Annotated in this window: 17 protein-coding genes; 13 read left to right on the forward strand and 4 right to left on the reverse strand. The window is 44.7% G+C overall.

Going from position 1 to position 22797, the window contains the following annotated elements; all coding sequences use genetic code 11:
- The first annotated feature begins 7 nt into the window (after window positions 1-7).
- From AC6EJC_RS20465 to AC6EJC_RS20500, 8 genes are all read left to right on the forward strand, one after another.
- A complete protein-coding gene (locus AC6EJC_RS20465) occupies window positions 8-565 on the forward strand; it encodes a class I SAM-dependent methyltransferase (protein ID WP_444955545.1) in 558 nt (185 codons plus the stop codon).
- 187 nt (window positions 566-752) lie between these two features.
- Window positions 753-1289, forward strand: coding sequence for an RNA polymerase sigma factor (locus AC6EJC_RS20470; protein WP_444955546.1), 537 nt, complete (start codon window positions 753-755; stop codon window positions 1287-1289).
- On the forward strand, window positions 1276-2481 hold the full coding sequence (locus AC6EJC_RS20475) for a DUF4179 domain-containing protein (protein ID WP_444955547.1): 1206 nt from the start codon (window positions 1276-1278) through the stop codon (window positions 2479-2481). Before AC6EJC_RS20470 ends, AC6EJC_RS20475 begins: the two co-directional genes overlap by 14 nt.
- A gap of 211 nt (window positions 2482-2692) precedes the next feature.
- Window positions 2693-3076: a hypothetical protein gene (locus AC6EJC_RS20480; RefSeq protein ID WP_444955548.1), complete on the forward strand. Its 384-nt coding sequence runs from the start codon at window positions 2693-2695 to the stop codon at window positions 3074-3076.
- 429 nt (window positions 3077-3505) lie between these two features.
- A complete protein-coding gene (locus AC6EJC_RS20485; RefSeq protein WP_237171640.1) occupies window positions 3506-3589 on the forward strand; it encodes a hypothetical protein in 84 nt (27 codons plus the stop codon).
- 17 nt (window positions 3590-3606) lie between these two features.
- Window positions 3607-3798 carry a cellulose binding domain-containing protein gene (locus tag AC6EJC_RS20490; protein ID WP_498475312.1) on the forward strand — a complete coding sequence of 64 codons (192 nt, stop codon included), beginning with the start codon at window positions 3607-3609 and terminating at the stop codon, window positions 3796-3798.
- 128 nt (window positions 3799-3926) lie between these two features.
- Window positions 3927-7994, forward strand: coding sequence for a glycosyl hydrolase (locus tag AC6EJC_RS20495; RefSeq protein WP_444955550.1), 4068 nt, complete (start codon window positions 3927-3929; stop codon window positions 7992-7994).
- 265 nt (window positions 7995-8259) lie between these two features.
- Window positions 8260-9657, forward strand: coding sequence for a DNA-binding protein (locus AC6EJC_RS20500; RefSeq protein ID WP_444955551.1), 1398 nt, complete (start codon window positions 8260-8262; stop codon window positions 9655-9657).
- Between the two features lie 83 nt (window positions 9658-9740).
- On the opposite strand, the gene AC6EJC_RS20505 is transcribed toward AC6EJC_RS20500, so the two are convergent.
- Window positions 9741-10121, reverse strand: coding sequence for a helix-turn-helix domain-containing protein (locus AC6EJC_RS20505; RefSeq protein ID WP_444955552.1), 381 nt, complete (start codon window positions 10119-10121; stop codon window positions 9741-9743).
- Between the two features lie 256 nt (window positions 10122-10377).
- On the opposite strand from AC6EJC_RS20505, the gene AC6EJC_RS20510 reads away from it, so the two are divergent.
- Together AC6EJC_RS20510 and AC6EJC_RS20515 are read left to right on the forward strand one after the other, a co-directional pair.
- A complete protein-coding gene (locus tag AC6EJC_RS20510) occupies window positions 10378-11799 on the forward strand; it encodes a tetratricopeptide repeat protein (protein ID WP_444955553.1) in 1422 nt (473 codons plus the stop codon).
- Window positions 11800-12057: 258 nt separating this feature from the next.
- Window positions 12058-12282 (forward strand): Spo0E family sporulation regulatory protein-aspartic acid phosphatase, encoded by a 225-nt coding sequence (locus AC6EJC_RS20515; RefSeq protein ID WP_444955554.1) that lies wholly within the window; start codon window positions 12058-12060, stop codon window positions 12280-12282.
- Window positions 12283-12513: 231 nt separating this feature from the next.
- Here the strand turns inward: AC6EJC_RS20515 and AC6EJC_RS20520 are convergent, their stop codons facing one another.
- A complete protein-coding gene (locus AC6EJC_RS20520) occupies window positions 12514-13326 on the reverse strand; it encodes a flagellar motor protein MotB (protein ID WP_444955555.1) in 813 nt (270 codons plus the stop codon).
- Window positions 13310-14137 carry a flagellar motor protein gene (locus tag AC6EJC_RS20525; RefSeq protein ID WP_444955556.1) on the reverse strand — a complete coding sequence of 276 codons (828 nt, stop codon included), beginning with the start codon at window positions 14135-14137 and terminating at the stop codon, window positions 13310-13312. The genes AC6EJC_RS20520 and AC6EJC_RS20525 overlap by 17 nt, the downstream gene beginning before the upstream one ends.
- 208 nt (window positions 14138-14345) lie before the next feature.
- On the opposite strand from AC6EJC_RS20525, the gene uvrB reads away from it, so the two are divergent.
- The 3 genes from uvrB to AC6EJC_RS20540 all read left to right on the forward strand — a co-directional run bounded on the left by uvrB (window position 14346) and on the right by AC6EJC_RS20540 (window position 20988).
- Complete coding sequence (gene uvrB, locus AC6EJC_RS20530) at window positions 14346-16337, forward strand: excinuclease ABC subunit UvrB (protein WP_444955557.1); 1992 nt, start codon at window positions 14346-14348, stop codon at window positions 16335-16337.
- Window positions 16338-16505: 168 nt separating this feature from the next.
- Window positions 16506-19367, forward strand: a complete 2862-nt coding sequence (gene uvrA, locus AC6EJC_RS20535; protein WP_444955558.1) for an excinuclease ABC subunit UvrA — start codon at window positions 16506-16508, stop codon at window positions 19365-19367.
- A gap of 409 nt (window positions 19368-19776) precedes the next feature.
- On the forward strand, window positions 19777-20988 hold the full coding sequence (locus tag AC6EJC_RS20540) for a hypothetical protein (protein ID WP_444955559.1): 1212 nt from the start codon (window positions 19777-19779) through the stop codon (window positions 20986-20988).
- Window positions 20989-21100: 112 nt separating this feature from the next.
- On the opposite strand, the gene AC6EJC_RS20545 is transcribed toward AC6EJC_RS20540, so the two are convergent.
- Window positions 21101-22726, reverse strand: coding sequence for a nitrite/sulfite reductase (locus AC6EJC_RS20545; protein WP_444955560.1), 1626 nt, complete (start codon window positions 22724-22726; stop codon window positions 21101-21103).
- Window positions 22727-22797: the final 71 nt, after the last annotated feature.

Raw genomic sequence — 22797 nt, forward strand, 5'->3', positions numbered from 1 at the left:
GGAAAAGATGAACGCGATTCACTTTATTCGAGAGTACATCAGGCATCCACGCAGCGTAGGCGCTGTTATACCCAGCTCAAGACAGTTGGCCAAACAAATTGCCACACCGATTTATTTTGACAAAGCATCGTGCATTATTGAATATGGTGCAGGGACCGGTGTGTTTACGCAAGAGTTGATTTTGAACAAGCGTCCAGAAACGCTACTTTTAGTCATTGAAGCCAATGAATCGTTTTACAAAACATTACAAAGCAAGTACGGACACTTAGAGAGGGTACACATTATTCACGGATCGGCCGAGCATGTAGCGCGGTATATGAAACAATATCATGTTTCGAAAGTGGATTATATCGTATCGGGACTCCCTTTCACCAGTTTACCCGCTGCGTTATCCAGCCTCATTTTGGGACAAACGGCTGAAGTTTTGGGCCAAGAGGGCAAGTTTATTACATTCCAGTATAGCAAGGTTAAGCAAAATTTCTTCCGTACCTTTTTTGGAGATATCCAGATTAAAAAGGTAAACTACAATGTCCCACCCGCCTATGTGTTCACTTGCAGCCTGTAACCTTTCAGCTATGTAGTGGATTAGAATAAATACGAATGTGAATATACGGATTACTATGAGAAGACTTGGTCAGCATCATTAAGATGTTGAAACGGTCTTTTTTTGTTGTGTAAGTTGGAAGTTAATTGTAACGGATTGCTCTGTCAGATGATCTAATAGATAGGAAAATTTTGAAAGGAGGTCCCCTTTGAATATCGAGAGTGAGGTCAAAAAGGCGCAACACGGAGATAGACAAGCTTTTGTGAACATCATTAGAAAAGTAGAGAATGAACTATACGGAATGGCACGCTCTATCCTGAGAAACGAACAAGATAGTGCAGACGCTCTTCAAGAAGCAATACTCAAGGCTTACAAGTCTTTGGGGACATTGCGGGACGGGAGTCTCTTCAAAACCTGGATGTATAGGATCATCATCAACGAATCCAAAAAAATTGCTAAAAAGCGCTCTCGCTCCGTTGCTGTATCTGAGTTTTCATACCAAGTGGGTTTTTATGGCGAGTATGAAAATATTGAACTACATGAAGCAGTGGATCAATTGGAAGAGCCGATGCGGCTCGTTATCATTTTGAGATATTTTTATGATCTGAATATTAAGGAGATTTCAAAAACGCTGGGTATTTCAGAGAGTCTGGTCAAAACACGGCTGTATCGCGCACGGAAGTCTCTGCTTCGCATGTTATCAAATTCAGGAGAAAGGGGAACACCGATCCATGGGAGATATTAAGTTGGATAATGAGTGGGACACAGCCAAAGCAAGAGCTCGCAATGAGCATACCATTACTCCATTTGTACGGCAACGGCTGGAGGCTGTATATAGCCAGATTGAGACAGGTTTTATCTATCAAAGTCCAAGTCGTACGGAACCAACCTCACGTCGTCGCAGGTTTATAGGGACTTCGCTCATAACAACTGCTGTGTTGAGTGTTGGAATTGTAGCCTCTGCATTCGTTTCTCCTAACATGGCGAAATTGTTGTGGCAAGTACCGATAGTCAACAATGCTTTGCAGTTGGCAGCTAATCAAGGGTTTCCAACAGCAGGTGGTAATGCATTTATGCGGGCTGGTGACCTGGGACTTCAGGAAGTCGAGAAAGCAGGTCTTGTGACAAAGACAGCGGTTAGCAGCACTCATAACGGAACCCGCCTTCGCATATCTCAGGTTGCTTATGACGGTGTCCGTCTGGCTCTAACGCTGGAAAGTAGCGGGGAGGCATTAGGCACAACGCTGCAAGACCGAATTGAGGATATCACATTATGGTACAATGGCAAACCATTTCAATTTGATGGTCCTTCGCTGATTACTAATTCTGGAGGCACACCTGGTTCCGTCATCATTCATTATAGTGATTTAGAGAAAATGTACTCTTCAGGAAAAGAGCTTCCTGACCAATTTAAACTAAAGGCAGACATACAAATTCAAGGAATAAAAGAACCGTTTAAGTTTGAATTACCTGTGCATAAAATTTCCTCGAAGAACAGGGTACTCACGCCCCGGGTTGAAAAATCAAATGATTTTACCCGTTTGGTTGTAGAAAAATTGGAAATGACGCCCATGTCCACCATGATCGTAACCAAGACGCATTACATAAGCCCGGGGCCGACAACGCTCGGGCGTGAGACATACGGGTATGGGCTGGCTATGAATAAAGTGAACTACGCCATTTTTGATGATGAGGGGCATGAACAGCAATGGGTCACTGGAGATTCAGGACACCCTGGTACCAAAACAAGGCCGGGAATTCACAAGATATTTGTAGCTCCCTTCAAAAAAACGCCGAAATTCATCACCATTAAACCCTATTTTGATGTAACCGATTCGAGAGGCGAACCTGTATATGATAAAGAGGGGAGATGGGAAAGAACATACTTGCATGAATTAGAAATGGAAATTCCAATCGGAGAAAATAAGCCCAAATAAGGTCAGACATTGAGTAAAAACAGTGAAACTCTTCGGATGAAATAGATCTGAGAGTTTCTTTGTGAAAATAAGGGGATATGTTAAAAGGCAAAATTCATTTAAGGAATCATATTTTAAAATGAGGCTTAACCTATATATTACATATGCTGGAACCTGTTAGATTTTGTGTGATTCATAATAAATCTGAGTTTTTGTTAAAGGGGATTTATGTATGGTAAAACCGCTGATGTTCATGCGTTGGTGTGAGTATTACGGGTTAAGTGACCGTGAGACGGATTTTATATCTTTTTTTATGATGAATTTCTCGGCTGCCCGTTCAGGCACTCAACCGAAACTTAGGGAGCAATTCATCGAGATTCAGAAAAAAACCTTTCCTGAATACCCGTTTGATATTACCCCGGAAGAACTGGATTACTCCAAATTTGAAGGACTGATGAAGCAAGTGTTAAAAATTCATTTTGACACGGCCGAGCTACTCTATTCCTTTTACCTCCAAAAGCTGTGCGCACCTTTAGCAGAATACATTTTATCCACTGGAGAGTCAGAGCCTGCACGCATCTATTATAAGCTTATTCAAAAGGATAAAGTACGGTAGGGGAAATGAGTGTGGATCAACAAGAGCTACTTAATAGATTGAAGAAGAATGATTAAATATTGAAAAACTGTTGCGTCTGAGGAATGGTTTAGCAGGCTCTGTGTTTACTCAACCATTCTTTTCTTATTTTGAGATGATAAAAGCTACATAAAACAATATGACTTTTAAGTATTCGTAAAAGCGTTGGAAGGCAATGCAGCATTCTTACACTACCATGATTTAAATGCTGGGGACTCTTTATTCTGTAATTTCTCTAGAATTAGTTTGATATGAATCCCCGTTCTCCATACCCTTCGTTCCATTTTTCTCCAGTAAATAGCTGCTGCTGATAAAATAGCTAGAACAACTTTGCGGCGAATTCATGTTCTACTATATGGCTATATGGAATAATCTATGTATATGGACCTTCCGTCCAACAAATGGTTCGATATGCAGGCTTGGTCGGTAGAACGTATAGCAGAGCTGTACTATTACACATTTGTCAACAAGAAGCCGGTAACGGTACTACCTTGACAAACGGCAAACCCATCATGTGCGATGTGAATAGGGCTGTTGCAACACTTGAAGATCCGGGCCAATTCTGGATTTCGGACGGAGAGGAGAGTGTAGTCAACCGGATACTTGGAGCTTCGACTGGCGAAATTCAAGCGCGTATCAACAAAAACGAGTGGACGAACTACAATGTGGCAGATGAATACTCCTACGATCCTACAAAAAATTAATTTGCAGATTAGAGTAAGGTGACGCTGTACTAGAACGATAAAATCGTTTGGGGTCAGGAGCCTTAAAGCCTGACGGAGCGGCACTCGTATGGGTGCCGCTCTTTTCAAATGTAAAGGAGGAAAGCGGCATGAAGGTGAAAAATAGTAGCAGTAGTATTTTGTCCAAACGTTCCAAATGGCTGCCTGTCGTCATGGCATGCACGATTATAGTAGGGGGGGCTCTACCGGCTCCAACTGTAGTTCACGGTCAAACGGCAAAGACCGTTACCATTAAAGTCGATACATCCAAGGATCGTAAGCCTATTAGCCCTTATATATACGGTACGAATCAGGAGTTGGCAGGCGATGAAAATTTGGCTGCCAGGCGACTTGGTGGCAATCGAATGACCGGATATAACTGGGAAAACAATATGTCCAATGCAGGAAGCGATTGGCAGCAATCCAGCGATAACTATTTATGCAATAATGGCGGCCTGACAAAAGCTGAATGCGAAAAGCCGGGAGCGGTGACGACTTCGTTTCATGATCAATCGCTGAAGCTTGGCGCTTATTCTTTAGTCACGCTGCCGATGGCCGGTTATGTGGCCAAGGATGGAAACGGAAGTGTGCAGGAAAGCGAAAAGGCCCCTTCCGCTCGTTGGAATCAGGTCGTAAACGCCAAAAATGCTCCGTTCCAACTGCAGCCTGATCTGAATGACAATCAGGTTTATGCGGATGAATTCGTCAACTTTTTGGTGAAAAAGTACGGCACTGCTTCAACAAAGTCGGGTGTGAAAGGATACTCGCTCGACAATGAACCCGCTCTCTGGTCGCATACGCATCCGCGCATTCATGGTGAAAAGGTCGGAGCGAAAGAGTTGGTAGACCGGTCAGTAAGTTTATCCAAAGCTGTAAAAGCGGTTGACGCGGGTGCGGAAATTTTTGGCCCGGTTCTTTACGGTTTTGGCGCCTATAAAGATCTTCAAACTGCACCTGATTGGAACTCTGTAAAAGGCAGCTACAGTTGGTTCGTGGACTATTACCTGGATCAAATGCGCCTCAGCTCGCAAGCCGAAGGCAAGAGATTGCTGGATGTGTTCGATGTGCACTGGTATCCTGAAGCGATGGGCGGAGGCATACGAATTACGAATGAGGTAGGCAATGACGAAACGAAGAAAGCCAGAATGCAGGCGCCTCGTACTTTGTGGGATCCGACCTACAAGGAAGATAGCTGGATTGCTCAATGGAACAGCGAATTCTTGCCTTTACTGCCTCGATTGAAGCAGTCGGTAGATAAGTATTACCCGGGAACCAAGCTGGCTTTGACCGAGTATAGCTATGGCGGCGAAAATGATATTTCCGGCGGTATCGCGATGACCGATGTGCTGGGCATCTTGGGCAAAAACGACGTTTATATGGCAAACTACTGGAAGCTAAAGGATGGTGCCAACAACTACGTTAGTGCCGCTTACAAGCTTTACCGCAATTATGACGGAAAAAGCTCTACTTTCGGTGATATCAGCGTTAATGCGCAAACGTCCGATATTGTCAATAGTTCAGTGCATGCTTCCGTAACGGATGCATCCTACAAAGAACTGCACCTTGTTGTCATGAATAAAAGCATGGACAGCGCATTCGACGCCCAATTTGATCTTTCCGGCGAGACGACTTATGGTTCCGGTAAAGTATGGGGCTTCGACAAAAATAGCTCGGAAATTAAGGAAGCAGCGCCAATTACGCAAATTTCAGGCAACCGCTTTACCTATACAGTACCGCCTTTGACGGCTTATCACATCGTGTTGACTGTCGGCAATGATACGTCTGTGCCACCTGGGGAAGGTCCTGAAAGCTTTGCGCTGAGAGCTGAGGCTGGCGATGGGAAAGTCGATTTGTCCTGGGACGCTTCCAGCGGAGTTGTAGGTTACAGTGTACAGCGGGCAACGTATGAAAACGGCCCTTTTACTGCTGTAGCATCCAACTTGATCGAAACGTCTTATACGGATACTAACGTAACGAACGGCACTTCGTACTATTATAAAGTAACCGCAAAAACAAATGCGGGAACAAGCGATTCCAATGTCTTGAAAGCGGTTCCGCAGGCGTCCGTAAACGGTCCGGTTCGCTATGAAGCCGAAGATGGCACGCTGAAGGGAACCATTGTGGAATCCAGCGGGACCGGCTTCTCAGGTACCGGCTATGTAACTAATTTCCACAATGCAGGGGATTCCCTGACGATGACGATCCAGGCAGAGGCGGCAGGCTTGTACAATCTTACAATCGGCTACCGTTCGCCTCATGATGACAAACGCACCAACTTTTCTTTAAACGGCAAAGCGTTTGGCGAGCTGATACTTTCGAAATCGGCTGATTTTAAAGAAACTTCCGGTGGTAAGCTTCTGTTGAATGCAGGGGCAAATACGATCGGTTTTGAAACAGGCTGGGGCTGGTATGATATCGACTACGTCAAGCTGGAGCCAGCTGCTGACCGTCCACCGCATGCGGTAACCAAAACGCTCATCAATCCGAATGCGACGGTAGAAGCAAAAGCATTGATGAACTATCTGGTTGATCAATACGGCAAGAATATGCTTTCCGGTCAAGAGGAAATAACCGAAATTGATTGGCTTCAAGCAAATGTAGGTAAGAAGCCGGCTATTGCAGCGCTTGACCTGATCGACTATTCGCCAAGCAGAGCGGAACACGGTCTCAGTTCCACAGAGGCGGAAAAGGCGATTGAATGGGATAAGCAAGGGGGCATTGTTACCTTTGCATGGCACTGGAACGCGCCGAAAGGTCTGATCGATACGCAGGGAAAAGAATGGTGGAGAGGCTTCTATGCCGATTCGACCACATTCGATATAGAATATGCGATGAATAATCCAGAGTCCGAAGATTATAAATTACTTATTCGCGACATCGATGTGATTGCAGAGCAATTGAAGAAGTTGCAGGATGCGAAAGTTCCTGTCCTGTTCCGTCCTTTGCACGAAGCGGAAGGCAAATGGTTCTGGTGGGGGGCCAAAGGTCCTGAGCCTGTTAAAAAATTGTATATTTTGATGCACGACCGTTTGACTAATGTGCACAAATTGAACAATCTGATCTGGGTCTGGAACTCTGTTGCTCCCGACTGGTATCCAGGGGATGAGTATGTGGATATTTTGAGCTTCGACTCTTATCCGCAAGCAGGCGACTACAGTCCGCAAATTGCAAAATATGAAGACCTTGTTGCATTGGGTAAGGACAAAAAGTTAGTTGCCATGAGCGAAAACGGACCTATCCCGGATCCTGATCTGATGAAGGCGTATCAAGCCCATTGGAGCTGGTTCGCTACATGGTATGGGGACTTCCTGAGAGACGGCAAACAAAACAGTCTTGAGCATCTGAAAAAAGTGTATAATCATCCGAACGTCATTACGCTTGAAAAGCTCCCTACTAACTTAAAAACGTATGGCATTACTGAGCAACCGTCAGTACCGGGCAGCTTCACACTGAACGCAGCGGGCGAAACGGCGAAAGTAGCGCTGAGTTGGACAGCATCGGCGAATGCGGCAAGCTATGAAGTGAAGCGTTCGACGGCTGAAAACGGCGCGTTCGCCACAGTAGCGAGCGATGTATACGGAAGCAGCTACACCGACATAGCCGTAACGGCAGACACGATGTACTATTACCAAGTCGTAGCGAAGAACGATGCAGGTCAAACGGTTTCGAACACGGCTAGCGCAGCGCCGAAAGCGGATACTCAGCAGCCGACAACGGGACTGGTGCTCCAGTATCGCACAGCGGATACAAATGTGAACGACAACCACTTGAACCCGCATTTCCAAATTTTAAACAAAGGTACAGCCTCCGTACCGATCAACGAGTTGAAAATTCGCTACTACTACACGATCGACGGCGACCGCGCGCAGACATTCAACTGTGACTATGCGATGCTGAGCTGCTCGAAGCTGAATGGTAAGCTGGTTAAAATGGATAAATCTGTAACCGGCGCTGATTATTATTTGGAAGTCAGCTTCAACTCGAGTGCAGACGTGTTAGCACCTGGAGGAAGCACGGGCGGAATTCAAACCCGTATTCATAAAACAGACTGGTCGAACTATAACGAAAGTGACGATTACTCGTATAAAGGCACGCAGACTTCATTCGCCGATCATACGAAAGCTACGTTGTATCATAATGGCGTACTTGTTTGGGGAACCGAACCGACAGCTAATTAAGACAGGCGTCTGATATACGGCGACATGTGAATCAACCGATTATTTGCGTCGATGGGGAGATCCCGCCATTTTAAAATTATTTAAATACCATCGTTGAAATGAGCAGGGGATTTAGTATCCCACCTGCTCATTTTTTTGTACAAAAACCCTCCAAGAGATATGTTTGATTATTATATTCAGGTTTAAGAAATCACGAACTAAAATTACCTTATAATGCTATAAGAGACGAAAAATATAATTCTTCAAGTTAAAGAGGGGGATTGGAATGAAACATACACCAACGATCCGCTCGAAGATAGAGACAGAATTAAAGCAAAGAGGCTATACATTTAGCAGCTTCAGTAAAATATCTGGAATTAACCGTGGTATATTTAGCACCATGCTGAACAGCAACCCACCCAAGCCGATCTCCGTTCGGCAGATGGACCTTATTACCAAGGCACTGGGATATCCCGAAGGTTGGCTGTATGAGTTGTACATAGATGAATGCTTTTACGAGGGAAAAGGGCACTGGAAGCGTATTAAGCCTTTTTTATTGCGTTGTGTAGAGTTAGGGAGGGAAGACTGTATTCAAAAGGTACTGTCGAGACTAACCGAGGACTTGTCTTATGTGCCGACGATATTCGGGTTTGCAGAAGAATTGCACGAAGTAGGTAAGAAAAAGGAATCTATCCCCTTTTACGAGTGTGTAATCGAAAATGAGAGATATTACCACTCGGAGCGGTTGGCACTCTGCCAGTATCGTTTGTTTTGTTATTCTCTAAATACTGATTTGGATAATAATCGGCAAGCAGCTATAAAGTTTGCACCGTTTCGAAAGAATCTCCCCGAGAATTATCAACTAGACGCATTATTAAAATTGACCAATGCATATTTCCAATTTTATGATTATGAGACGGCTATACACTATGCGAAGGAACTTGAGGTACTAGTCACAAGCATTTATTGGCATCAAGCTCAAGCGAGGGCGAAGAATCGCGAAGTTATACGTCTAAATACAGAAAGACATCAAATCGTTTATTATGGTCAAGCCTATTTAATGCAGGGAAATTCCTTCGAAAAACAAGGACTATATGAAGCGGCTATGAAGTTCATACCTTACTATGAAAATCTAACTGGATTTGAAGGTCTGGATGAGATTGGTATGATAGAGGCACAGAAATTCGAAATATGGGGAAAAGCTAACCGTTTGAATTTAGAAATTCTAATGGGGGATATGGCTAGTTTGCCTGCCTATGTTGAACTTATTAGAAATAATCCTCAGGAAATATTACTTGGGCTATTAACCATTATAGAATCGGCCAATCATTACAGTTACTCAGTAGACGATACTCTGGTCCTTTTTGCTGAGAATATTAATGAATTTAGGGAGCTACGTACAAATATTTCGTATTATCATACAAATAATGATCTGCTAACATATTCTCGTTTTTTTCTTGAGCTTAGTCGATACTATTTTAATAAAGGAAGCTACACCGAGGCAATAGATAGTATGCTGATTAGTTTAAAAGCATCCTTACAGTTAAACGATAAGACTTACTATATCAAGTCCATCACGTTATTGTTTGAGAAATATAAGGATCATTCGACCGAAGAACAACGGACAGAATATGAGAAAGTGATAAAAGCAGTGGAAAATAATATGAGGCAAATGACCTCTTAGAGCAAAAAGGGCTATGTTTCTCTACCTAGAGTAGAAGATCACACAGCTCTTTTAATTTTTCGTGCATGTTAATCGAGTGAAAGTTAATATTCCTCATGTGTATCAGGGGTGTAGGAGTTACTCTCCAAAAGCTCACTCTCTGACGTAAACAGTTCTTTTAGTATGCGATAAGCTTTATTTTGCTCCGCTTCACTCTGCTGGGAAAGGATATGAATACATCCCCATATCCAGGGCTGACTTCTGAGTTCTTCATGTGGATTGAAGTCAAAAAATGCAAACACGTTTGTGTCCAGCGCTTCGGCTATTTTCTCCAATGTTTTGATCTGCACATTGACCTCGCCGCGCTCCAACTTTCCGATATAGGAACCAGTTGAATCGGATGCTTCTGCCAGCTGTTCTTGTGTTATACCAAGCAATTTTCGAAATTGACGGATTTTCGCTCCTATGAGTTTCGTTGTTTCCATAGACATCCACACTCCTATAGTATGAGTGTAGACAAAGGTAGATCGGGCGTGGAGGTAATTGAATTACCTTAATTATTCGATATTAAGTCTTTGTGAGGACTATTTAATAAACATTAAATTCCATAATATAAAAAACAGTGTAGAAAAAGGGGTTGACCATCATCCAATTTATTCATATAATTTCTAGTATATTGTAATTGATTGTCGAGGAGGGTGATTTTTTAAAATCATCTGAATACGCCGGGAGGTGTTTTTATTGGAAAATGCAACCACGATTCGTTCGGAAATTGAGAAAGAATTAAAACTTGGTGGTTACACTTTTAATAGTTTTGGACAAGCTACAGGTCTTAACCGGGGCATTTTTAGTGCTATGCTTAACGGGAATCCGCCTAAACCTATCTCCGTACGACAAATGGACTTGATCACTAAAGCGCTTAATTATCCAGAGGACTGGTTGTATGACCTATACGTTGATGAATGCTTTTACGATGGAAGACCTCATTGGAAAAGAGTTAAGCCGTTCCTTATACGTTGTGTTGAAATAGGAAATCTGAGGTGTGTGGAGAAAGTACTATCTCGATTAATGGAAGATCTTAATCACATCCCTACAATCTTTGCTTTGGCAGAGGAGTTGTACGAAGGGGGAAAGCTGCAAGAGGCAATTCCTTTCTATGAATGTGTCATTGAAAATGAAAAGTACCAACATTCTGAGAGATTGGCAATTAGTCATTATAAATTGTTTGTAGCTTCGATAGGTCAAGATTTAGAGAGGAACTTGGAAGCGGTTTTAAGATTCATCCCCTATCGTAACCGACTTCCTGAAAATTATCATTTAGATGCTTTGTTGAAGTTGGCTAATATCTACTTTAGTCTTCACCAATGGAAAGAGGTGGAAAGGTATGCTGACGAGCTACGAAACCTGGCGATAACTGTATATAAAAATGAAATTCAGAAGCGAAAAAACATAAAAAAGTATAGACAATTAGAGACTGAAAGGCCGCTTGTTGTTTACTATGGACAAGGTTATTTACTTAAAGGCAATGCTTTGGAACTACAAGGAATGTATGAAAAAGCAATGGAATACATTGAAGGTTACGCTGATTTAGGCTGGTTTGAAGGACTGGATGAATTAGGGTTAGAAGAAGTTGAACTTCTCAAATTATGGGCAGAAGCAAATAAACTTAATTTAAAGGTTCTAATGGGTGAAAAGGGGAGTTTACCTTCGTATGTTAATTTTCTTAAGAAAAATCCCCTTGAAGTATTGCCTGGTTTGCTTACTATTGTTGAGTCTGCTATTAAACATAATTTCAGTATTGATGCCATACTTTCCGATTTCTCAGAGGAAATTAGAGATTTTAATGATAGTTTCTTTTTGGATAGTGGATATTATCAGCTAGCGCCAACTGTGGACAGATATGCTGATTTACATTATAAACTGGCAATTTACTATTTTGGTAATGAAAAAATCGATCAAGGTCTTGATTCTATTTTAGAAAGTCTAAAATTTTATAAAAATATTAATAACAAAACAAAGTTTGTAGAATGTGTTGCTTTGTTCGAAAAGTTCAGAAAGGACTCCACATCTCAGCATAGAAAGAATTATGAAATTATAATGGAGGAGATATTAGATGATGAAAAAATTAACGATGTTCTCCTTGTTGGCACTAAGTCTAATTAGTTTTGTTAGTTTTGGAAAAACGATTAATACTAATTTGGATATATTCGGGCATGGAAATGGGAACTATAGCACTTATGGGCATGGAAATGGACATTAGTAGAATTAGAAATTATACTTCTAAGCCAATTCCTTTGGATTGGCTTTTTTGTTTCATCCCGTTTAAGGGATGAATTGGGTTTTATTATAATTTTAACCTCTGGGGAAGGTATCAGCTTGTAAACTAATGTAAATACCACACCGAACAGGAGGTTTATTGATGTGAAATTGCGACAATTGGAGGACTGCATCGAAGAAAAGCGGAAAGAATTAAATGATTTGGCGAATGAGGTGGGATTGAAGGATCGGCGGGTGTTAATCAAGTCCATGGAGTTGGATCGACTCCTTAATAAGTACAGCGATTGGAAATGCAGCTATCGTAGACATACTATAACCAATAGTTCACAGATGCAAGAGAAGCAACATGAGCTTGTCCTATCTTATTAATTTTCGAGTAGCAGCAAAATATACCTAACTTCACCTTGGCTTCTAATACATAGTGGGATATAGAATAAACAAGATAATCTCTATTGCATCTCGTACGCCGCTCTTATACACGTTGTTCGTACGGTTTATTGTTCTGCGTCTACATCAGAGGGGAAGCCATGTAACATGATGATATGTATCTAAAAAACCTCCCGATTCACGTTGTTGCGTGACTCAGGAGGTTTTTGGGTTTTACTGCTGAAGCTGGCGCAGCACAGTGATTTCGACACGGCGGTTTTTTTGTCGTCCAGCTTCGGTGCTATTGTCACCAACCGGCCGGGTATCTGCATAACCCGCATACTGAAATCCTGAGGGTGACAGTTGCTCTCTGTCGAGAAAGAATCGGAGTACAGATAGTGCCCGTGCGCCGGAAAGCTCCCAGTTGTCCTTATAGGTCGATGAGTTCGAGGAGCGAGTGAACGGAATGTTGTCCGTATGGCCCTCAATGCTAATTGGTGTTTTCAAATCTCGAAACAGACTGGCTAACTTGGATAACGTGTTGGCAGAGCCTTGCTTGAGTGCGGCTCTGCCTTGATCGAATAAAAAGCGGTCATTCAGCGTAATGACAATACCACGCGGCTGATCTGACACAAAAATCTGGTTTTCCAGTTTGTTGTCCGTAATATATTCTTGAATGACACCCATTAGATTTTGCAGCTCTTTTTCCTGCATGCGAAATGCCTGTTCACGCTCGGTGAGTTTGTTCGATCCCGCTTCTTTTTTATCGGATGCCGGTTGCTTGGTCGTGGGTGGATTCTTATTGGTGTAACGATCGGCAGTACCCGTAATGCCCGAGCCTTGCTCCAAAATAGAGTTACCCTTGTGGAACGTATCCTGGAGGGACTGAACAACGACATCGTACTTTTTGGCATCCAGACTACTCATGGCATACATCACGACGAAAAAAATGAGCAGTAGGGTGATCAGATCAGCATAGGTAATCATCCAGCGATCACGATGGTCTCCGCCTTCTTGACGCCCACGGCGCTTACCGCGCGCTCTCATGGAAGTCCTCCTTTGGAGAAGCGTCCTCTGTGCGTGAGCGACGAGGCGGTTTGCGATCCATGATTTGCTCTGAGCGGATAAAGAACTCCAACTTTTTGCGTACAAGCTTTGGATTCTCTCCATTTTGGATAGCCAGAATACCTTGCAGCAGCAAATCCATAATGATAATTTCACTTTCACTGCATGCTCTTATTTTGGACGCGATGGGCAAGAAGATCAGATTGGCGCTAGCAACGCCGTATAGTGTTGCGATAAAAGCAACAGCAATGGACGGACCAAGCGCAGTTGGCTCGGTCAGGCTGCCCAGTACATGGATCAGACCCATTACAGTACCGATAATCCCCATCGTAGGGGCATAGCCGCCTGCGGATTCAAATATTTTGGCGTACCCTTCATGTTTGTGTTCAATGGCATCTAACTCAAGCTCTAAAATCTGTTTGATCTGCGCCTGTTCGGTGCCGTCGATAACCAATTGAAGACCTTCACGCAAAAATGCATTCGGATGCTCCGATGAAATTCGCTCTAGCGCAAGCACACCGGATCGGCGGGAGGTGGTCGCCATGGAAACCAAATCTTCTATATATTGCTCCGTAGGATTGTCCTCACGACTAAATGCCATCCGAAGAGCAATGGGTATAGTCTTCAGCTTGGAGGCAGGGTAGCTGATCACAACTGCGGCGAAAGTTCCACCAAATACAATTAGAGCCGATGTACCTTGAAGCAGCCCTGTAAATTCGCCGCCTTCCCATAAGAAGCCACCGATTAATGCTATGATTCCGGCGATGATGCCCAATACGATGGTGATATCCAAAATTTAATTCACTCCTATTCAAGACTTATCGTTTGCATCCCCGGTAAGAAAGAGGTATAATACGGGAACAAACATTCTTATCCAACCATATTTCCCAAGTATCATTGCTCGGGAAATATCGACATAGAATTACAGGTAAAGACGGTAAAGCTCGACTGGTGTAAAATCATGATGTTTCCATTTTAGACGATAAGGGTGATGCAGGGCAATGAGTGATATCGTTGTTAGCGATAAGACTTTTGAAATTCAGTCGGAATTCCAACCTCAAGGCGATCAGCCTCAGGCCATTTTTGAATTGGTAGAGGGAATTGCAGAAGGAAAGAAGCATCAAACGCTATTGGGTGCTACGGGAACAGGTAAGACGTTTACCATCGCACAGACCATTGCCAAGTTGAATCGACCTACGCTGGTTATTGCACATAATAAGACTTTGGCTGCTCAACTGGCGAGTGAGTTTAAAGAGTTCTTTCCGAATAACTCCGTCGATTATTTTGTCAGCTACTATGATTACTATCAACCGGAAGCATACATCCCGTCTTCCGATACGTATATTGAGAAGGATTCCAGCATCAATGAGGAGATTGATAAACTGCGCCACTCAGCGACAAGCTCTCTGTTTGAGCGTCGTGACGTTATTATTGTAGCGAGTGTCTCCTGCATTTATGGTTTGGGTTCCCCGAAAGAATATTCAAGCCTGCTGCTCTCGCTTAGAGTCGGTATGGAGAAACCCCGCAATCAGATTTTGTCCCGCTTGGTCGATATTCAATATCAGCGGAACGATATCAACTTCGTGCGGGGTACTTTCCGTGTACGGGGGGATGTGGTTGAAATATTCCCGGCTTCCCATGGGGAACATGCTATACGGGTAGAACTGTTCGGGGATGAGATTGAACGGATTACCGAGATTAATGTGCTTACGGGTGAATTGATCGGTGAACGAGAGCATATTGCCATTTTCCCGGCATCTCACTTCGTTACCCATGAGGATACAATGAAGGTAGCACTGGTCAACATTGAACGTGAGCTTGAAGAGCGGCTAGCAGTGCTGAAGGAACAAGGAAAGCTGCTAGAGGCACAACGTTTGGAACAACGTACCCGCTATGATATCGAGATGATGAAAGAGGTTGGTTTTTGTTCCGGCATCGAGAATTACTCAGGTCCACTGACATTTCGCGAGCGGGGAGCGACACCCTATACGCTAATGGATTATTTTCCAGATGATATGCTGATCGTCATCGACGAATCTCATGTTACATTGCCGCAGATTCGGGCGATGTATAACGGTGACCAGGCGCGTAAGAATGTGCTGGTGGAACATGGGTTTCGTCTGCCATCTGCATTGGATAATCGCCCGTTGAAGTTTGAAGAGTTCGAGGATAAGGTAAGTCAGATTGTCTATGTATCGGCTACTCCAGGACCCTATGAGATGGAGAAATGCGAAACGATGGTACAGCAGATTATTCGTCCTACAGGGCTTCTTGATCCCATTATTGAGGTGCGTCCGAGCAAGGGGCAGATTGACGATCTTATTAATGAAATACGGCTTCGCATAGAACGTGAAGAACGGGTACTGGTGACCACACTTACGAAGAAGATGTCTGAAGATTTGACTGACTATTTAAAAGAAGTGGGCATCAAGGTTCGGTATATGCACTCCGAGATTAAGACGCTGGAGCGGATGGCTATTTTGCGAGATCTTCGTCTAGGTACCTTCGACGTGCTAATCGGGATCAATCTGTTGCGGGAAGGTCTTGATTTGCCGGAAGTATCTCTGGTCGCGATTTTGGATGCGGACAAAGAAGGCTTCCTGCGTTCTGAGCGCTCTCTGATTCAGACGATCGGACGGGCAGCACGGAATAGTGACGGTCGTGTTATTATGTACGGCGATAAGATTACCGATTCTATGGATAAAGCGATAAAGGAAACCGAACGTCGCCGTGCGATTCAAATTCAGTATAATGAAGAGCATGGGATTACCCCGCAAACAATTCGTAAAAAGATTCGTGATGTTATTGAAGCAACCAAGGTGGCAGAGTCGAAGAATGATTACCTTCCTAATGAGACGGGTAAACTTTCCAAGAAGGAGCGTCAATCCCTCATTCAGCGTCTGGAAGCAGAAATGAAGGACGCCGCCAAGAACCTACAGTTCGAGCGGGCTGCCGAGCTGCGTGACGCTTTGCTGGAGTTGCAGGCTGATTAAACATTGAGAATAAGCTGGAAATAAAACATATTGAAAATGAAATGTTTGAATGCTTTTAAATATAGTGAGAGCGGCCTATGTGGTCGTTCTCTTTGCGATATATCACTTCCATGGGATAATCCAATGCGATATAGCATGACGTGAACTACGGCTAAGGAGATGAAACATTTGGCGAATGAAAGCATCATCATCAAAGGCGCACGGGCGCATAATCTCAAAAATATTGACGTGACGATTCCACGGGACAAATTCGTCGTTCTGACAGGGCTTAGTGGCTCGGGTAAATCGTCGCTGGCTTTCGACACGATCTATGCGGAAGGGCAGCGGCGGTATGTAGAATCTTTATCTGCGTATGCCCGTCAATTCCTCGGGCAAATGGAGAAACCGGACGTCGATTCGATTGACGGTCTGTCTCCTGCAATTTCCATTGACCAAAAAACGACAAGTCGGAATCCGCGTTCTACCGTCGGAACGGTTACAGAAATCTATGACTACCTGCGGTTATTGTTTGCCCGGGTGGGTCACCCTCATTGTCCTGAACATGGCATTGAAATTACTTCACAGACCGTCGAACAGATGGTAGACCGCATTCTGCAGTATCCTGAAAAGACACGGCTGCAGATCCTGGCTCCATTGGTATCGGGCCGCAAAGGTGAGCATAAGACACTGTTCGCTGATATAGCCAAGCAGGGCTTTGTACGGGTACGTGTGGATGGCGAACTGCGTGAATTGTCCGAGAAGATTGAGCTGGAGAAGAACAAGAAGCACTCGATTGAAGTGGTCGTAGACCGGATCGTAGTTAAGGAAGATGTGCGTGCGCGTCTGTCCGACTCTATTGAGACGGCACTGAATCTTTCAGGCGGGCAGTTGCTTGTAGACATTATGGGGCAAGAGGAGTTGCGGTTTAGCTCCAACTTTGCGTGCCCGATTTGTGGATTCAGCATAGATGAACTGTCTCCGCGGATGTTTTCCTTTAATAGTCCGTTCGGCGCTTGTCCGGATTGTGATGGGTTAGGCGTTAAAATGGTGGTTGATCCTGATTTGCTCATCCCCGATCCTGAAAAAAGTGTAGAAGATGGGGCGTTTCAGGCATGGAGTGGAGGAACTTCCACTTATTATCCTCAATTTTTGCAGTCAGTATGCGAACATTACGGTATTCCGCAGGACATTCCTGTTAGTCAACTGACGACAGAACAAATGAACATCATTTTACATGGAACGGCTGATCAGAAGATCCGTTTCCGCTATGAAAATGATTTTGGTCAACGTAAGGAAGCCTATGTGACCTTTGAGGGCATTATCCCCAACCTGGAGCGTCGTTATCGGGATACAGCTTCTGAGGGTATACGTGAATTTATTGAAGGCTTTATGAGCGCAAAGCCATGTAACACCTGTAAGGGACACCGACTGAAAAAAGAAAGTCTGTCGGTAACCATTCAAGAGCGCAATATTGCTTATGTGACAGCTTTGTCTATCGGTGAAGCTTCTCACTTTTTCCATACACTGGAGCTGAGTGAGAAAGAGCAGTCGATTGCCAATCTCATTTTAAAAGAAATTAACAGCCGACTAGGATTCCTTGTTAACGTTGGTCTGGAGTACCTGACTTTAAGCCGTGCAGCAGGCACGTTGTCAGGCGGTGAGGCACAGCGTATCCGATTGGCGACACAGATCGGGTCCAGTCTGATGGGTGTGCTCTATATTTTAGACGAGCCTAGTATCGGGCTGCATCAGCGAGATAATGACCGTCTGATTAGTGCTTTAGAGCATATGAGGAATCTCGGCAATACGTTGATTGTGGTGGAGCATGACGAAGATACGATGATGGCGGCGGACTATATCATTGATATCGGGCCAGGAGCCGGAATCCATGGTGGGATGATCATGTCGCAGGGGACACCGCAGGAAGTCATGGAAGATCCGAATTCCTTAACCGGGCAATATTTGAGCGGACGCAAGTTCATTCAGGTCAATACTGAGCGGCGCAAGCCTACGGATAAGTGGCTGGAGGTTCGCGGAGCCAAGGAGAACAATCTCAAAAATTTGAATGTCAAAATTCCGTTAGGTGTGTTCACGGCTGTTACTGGTGTATCCGGCTCTGGAAAATCGACGCTGGTCAACGAAATTTTGTACAAAACGTTGGCGCGTGATCTGAACCGGGCAAGAGTGCGACCGGGCCAACATAAGGAGATTCGCGGGCTTGAACATATCGATAAGGTCGTTGAGATTGATCAGTCTCCAATCGGCCGTACGCCGCGTTCCAATCCTGCGACCTATACCGGAGTATTTGATGATATTCGGGATTTATTTTCAAAAACAAATGAGGCCAAGGTCCGAGGCTACCAAAAAGGTCGCTTTAGCTTTAATATTAAGGGTGGGCGCTGTGAAGCTTGTAAAGGCGACGGCATAATCAAGATTGAGATGCATTTTCTGCCAGATGTGTACGTCCCATGCGAAGTGTGCAAAGGCAAGCGTTATAATCGGGAGACCCTTGAGGTTAAATACAAAGGTAAAAGTATTGCTGATGTGCTGGAGATGACGGTAGAGGATGCGACAGAGTTTTTTGAAAATATTCCAAAGATTCATCGCAAGATTCAGACGCTGATGGATGTAGGTTTGGGGTATATCAAGCTGGGCCAACCAGCGACTACCTTGTCTGGCGGTGAAGCACAGCGTGTGAAGCTGGCTTCTGAATTGTATCGTCGCAGCACAGGCAAAACAATTTATATTTTGGATGAGCCGACAACCGGTCTGCATGTTCACGATATTGACCGATTGTTGACGGTACTGCATCGTTTGGTTGATTCAGGAGAGACGGTGCTGGTCATTGAGCATAATCTGGATGTGATTAAAACAGCCGATTATTTGGTTGATCTGGGACCGGAAGGCGGAAGCGGTGGTGGGACGATCTTGGCTACCGGGACACCGGAACAACTCGTGAAAGTCGAAGAATCCTATACAGGCCGATACTTAAAGCCGATCCTTGAACGGGATACACAGCGTAGCCAAGCGCTTCAGACAGTCGATCTATAGATACCGTTTAACGTACGTTTTGGAAGTCCTGCACAGGTAGGAAGGCGGAATACGAATTAGCGTATTTATGCCCTCCCCTTGGCAGGACTTTATTTTTTTTGTAGAAAAGAAAACTTTTATCAAATTCTTGCGTTAAAGCATGTGACACATAGTTTACCAAGCGCTGGAATAATGAATCTATACGTATATTCATCGACAGAAAGTCTCTGAGTAGTCTCTATTTTGGAGTTTTGAATGTTTAGGCTCGGGCTTGAAGAGGTAAATATATAACTTATGAATATATAGCATCATACGAAGTTCCGTGCCCACGTGACAACCATTACAAGTTGAAGCGAAACCGTCTGTAGTTTGATCACATCTAAGGTTTATACAACATCTCTGAGGAAGTCATGAAGGGAGCTGGAACATTTTGAAGATCATGCAAAGTAGAGTTTTACGTACACGCGTATATTCATGGGCAGCAGGAGTTGCTTTGGCGGCATGTATGATGGGGTATAGTGCTGCACCGTCCTATGCCTCCGAGGTGTCCGAGGCGTTTGCGCCCAAACAAGCCGAGATTGAAACGAGTGCGGCGATTGGCAGTATTAAGGATTTAGGAAACGCTCACAATTATATTCAGCCCGCAGCGAATGGCGGGTTTTTAATGCTGAACGTCGAGGACGATACAGAGACAAGTGTAGTACACGTCACGTATGGCAAGCTGGACAGTTTTCTGGAGAACGTATGGAAACACCAGCAGGAACTGAACGTACAACCGGGAACAAGCAGCAGGGGAGTCCAGCGGGAGACGTCAGATGGTGGCTTGCTGTTTCTGATTGACTATACAAAACCGAACGGAATACGAGATTTGCAGGCTTCACGATTGGACGCGGATGGAAACACCGTGTGGTCCAAAACGTTACCCACAGATGACTTGATAGCTGATGGGCAAGATTCTCAGGTAGGTTTGGAGCCACTGGAGGATGGCAGTTTTTTGGTCTCCTCTCTGAATCTTGCTGAGCAGTCCTTCACTGTACTCAAATACACAAAAACTGGCGATGTACAATGGAATCGAACGACGGCCGGAGTGACCTCGGGTTGGCTGGTCGGCAGTCACAATGGATATTATGCGCTTTTGAACAGCTTAGATGGTCCCGTGGGGGTACAAGCAGATGTATATGGTCGCGATATCCGTAATATCCATTTGGATTTGGGGTCAGGTAAAGACATTGCCGCAGTACGTGAGTTGCCCAGCGGTCATATTGCTGTAACAGGGCTTAAAGGAAATAGCAAGCGTACGCAGGTGTTAAGTAATGGTCTGCAATTGTTTAGTAATACAGAGGACTATGTGGCTGACCGGGTGTATCTGCCTGAGGAGCAGTTGTACGTCCAGTTCAGTGATCAATATGATCCACTGGGCAAAACCACGAAGATGCATGGCATCACCATTACAGGCTTGAAAGGAAACGGTACGAAGGTGTGGGAAACTAAGACTCATTACAAGGAAGATAACTCCTTCGGCATCCGATATGATACGGGATTGATATACAAAATACCATCAGGCTACGCAGTGGTAACATCTACAGAAGGCGCTCAGAAGCCAACAGTACTCGATTTTGCGAAAATATTGATACCGGAGTAATCCGGTATCTTTTTTTATGAAATCGAAGAAAACGGTATTGTGCAGCTGTATGACGATAAGAAACAGCCTGCTTGTATATGAGATACAAGCAGGCTGGTAATGGACGTTATATCTAGGATGCAACGTGGCTGGATTGTAAAATGGCAGACAGCTTTTCCTGGAAAGTCGGAATACCTACACGTTGTACATACGCGTAAAAGCTTTCGCCAGCGGTCCTGTTTTCTTTGTAGAACAGAATGAGCTCTGCCAGTACAGGTCCAACCTGATCCCCGCGTACGCGGCCTTTGAGTGCCTTGTTGAACTGGGCACCTGATCCAAGCGCTCCGCCGACAGCGATGTCGAACGCGTCGACCATGCCTTCGGGTGTCTTAATGAGCGAGCCCTGCAGACCAATGTCCGCAATATGCTTTTGACCGCAGGAATTCGGGCAGCCGATAAAATGAATGCGTACCTTTTCATCCAATTGTACGTGCTGATCCAAATACTCGGCAACGTCAACCGCCCGCTTTTTGGTTTCCACAATCGCCAGATTGCAGAACTCATTTCCTGTGCACGATACCGTACGGCTCATAAAATGCTTGGGCTGTGGTGTCAGGCGTTGCAGCACGGGAGCTTCCAGTAGTTCATCCACTTGGTCATCCGGCACGCCGCTCAGCAAAATATTTTGCGACATCGTGGTGCGAATCTGTCCATCGCCATAGCGGTCAGCCAGGTCGGCCAGTTCATGCAACTCGTCAGCACTGAGGCGACCGACAGGCACGTTCAGTCCGACATAGTTCAGGCCCTCTTGGGCTTGAGGATGTACACCGTCAAAATAGGCGGCGTGCCAGCCGATCGTTTTGTCCTCGCCTCGTCCTGGCATTTCGCCGATGTACTCGGTGAGCTTGGCCAGAAACTTGTCCGGGCCCCAATCGGCAACGAGGAATTTCAGGCGGGCATGGTGCCGTTTTTCCCGATAGCCGTAATCACGGAAAATGGTTGTGACAGCAACAGCTACCTTCAGTACTTCCTCAGGACGAACAAACAAATCCAGCGACTGTGCCAAATGCGGCTTGGCGGACAAACCTCCACCAACCATCACATGGAAGCCGATCACTTCTTTCCCGTTGAGGATCTTGGTGGCTGGCGTAAAGGACAAGTCGTTAATTTCAGCCTGTGCGTTGTTGTACGTATTACCGGAGATAGACATTTTGTACTTGCGTGGAAGATTGGAGAAGTCCCGATTCAATAAGAAAAAACGGTTTACTTCATCTACAATCTCCTTGGTATCCACCAATTCATTGGGATCAATGCCAGCCAGCGGATTGCCGACAATGGTACGAGGGCAGTCCCCACAGGCTTCAAAGGAATACAAATCGACTTTTTCCAGCCGCTCGAAAATATCGGGCAAGCTTTCGACCGTCAGCCAGTGAAATTGAATTGCCTGACGAGTGGTGACATCCACAAGACCGCGTCCGTACAGCGCGGAGATGTCCGCCAATGCATGTGCCTGTGCTGAAGTCATGATACCTGTGTTGATGCGAACACGCATCATGAAATGACCATCCTTGGGCTTTTGCTGATAAACACCAGCCCATTTGAAACGGTCCATATCGTCCGCAGAGATCGAGTCATAGCCTTCGTTTGCATAATTTTCGATAATGGTACGTATAACGTCGAGACCGTCTTTTTCCAGCTTGACAAACTCAAATTTGTTTAGCTTATCGGGATGAGCGTTCCAGATTGGTTCATAGGCCATCCTTTTAACCTCCTTCATGTGCCTTATTTATACTTTAGTATTTTGGATAGAGAACTCACGAGTTTTTTTTT

This window comes from Paenibacillus sp. TY11, assembly GCF_059772165.1.

Bases quoted from the DNA above. Each gene is read 5' to 3' on its own strand.
- AC6EJC_RS20465 (WP_444955545.1), top strand. From the start codon at position 8: ATGAACGCGATTCACTTTATTCGAGAGTACATCAGGCATCCACGCAGC.
- AC6EJC_RS20475 (WP_444955547.1), top strand. From the start codon at position 1,276: ATGGGAGATATTAAGTTGGATAATGAGTGGGACACAGCCAAAGCAAGA.
- AC6EJC_RS20480 (WP_444955548.1), top strand. From the start codon at position 2,693: ATGGTAAAACCGCTGATGTTCATGCGTTGGTGTGAGTATTACGGGTTA.
- AC6EJC_RS20485 (WP_237171640.1), top strand. From the start codon at position 3,506: ATGCAGGCTTGGTCGGTAGAACGTATAGCAGAGCTGTACTATTACACA.
- AC6EJC_RS20490 (WP_498475312.1), top strand. From the start codon at position 3,607: ATGTGCGATGTGAATAGGGCTGTTGCAACACTTGAAGATCCGGGCCAA.
- AC6EJC_RS20495 (WP_444955550.1), top strand. From the start codon at position 3,927: ATGAAGGTGAAAAATAGTAGCAGTAGTATTTTGTCCAAACGTTCCAAA.
- AC6EJC_RS20500 (WP_444955551.1), top strand. From the start codon at position 8,260: ATGAAACATACACCAACGATCCGCTCGAAGATAGAGACAGAATTAAAG.
- AC6EJC_RS20505 (WP_444955552.1), bottom strand. From the start codon at position 10,121: ATGGAAACAACGAAACTCATAGGAGCGAAAATCCGTCAATTTCGAAAA.
- AC6EJC_RS20520 (WP_444955555.1), bottom strand. From the start codon at position 13,326: ATGAGAGCGCGCGGTAAGCGCCGTGGGCGTCAAGAAGGCGGAGACCAT.
- uvrB (WP_444955557.1), top strand. From the start codon at position 14,346: ATGAGTGATATCGTTGTTAGCGATAAGACTTTTGAAATTCAGTCGGAA.
- AC6EJC_RS20545 (WP_444955560.1), bottom strand. From the start codon at position 22,726: ATGGCCTATGAACCAATCTGGAACGCTCATCCCGATAAGCTAAACAAA.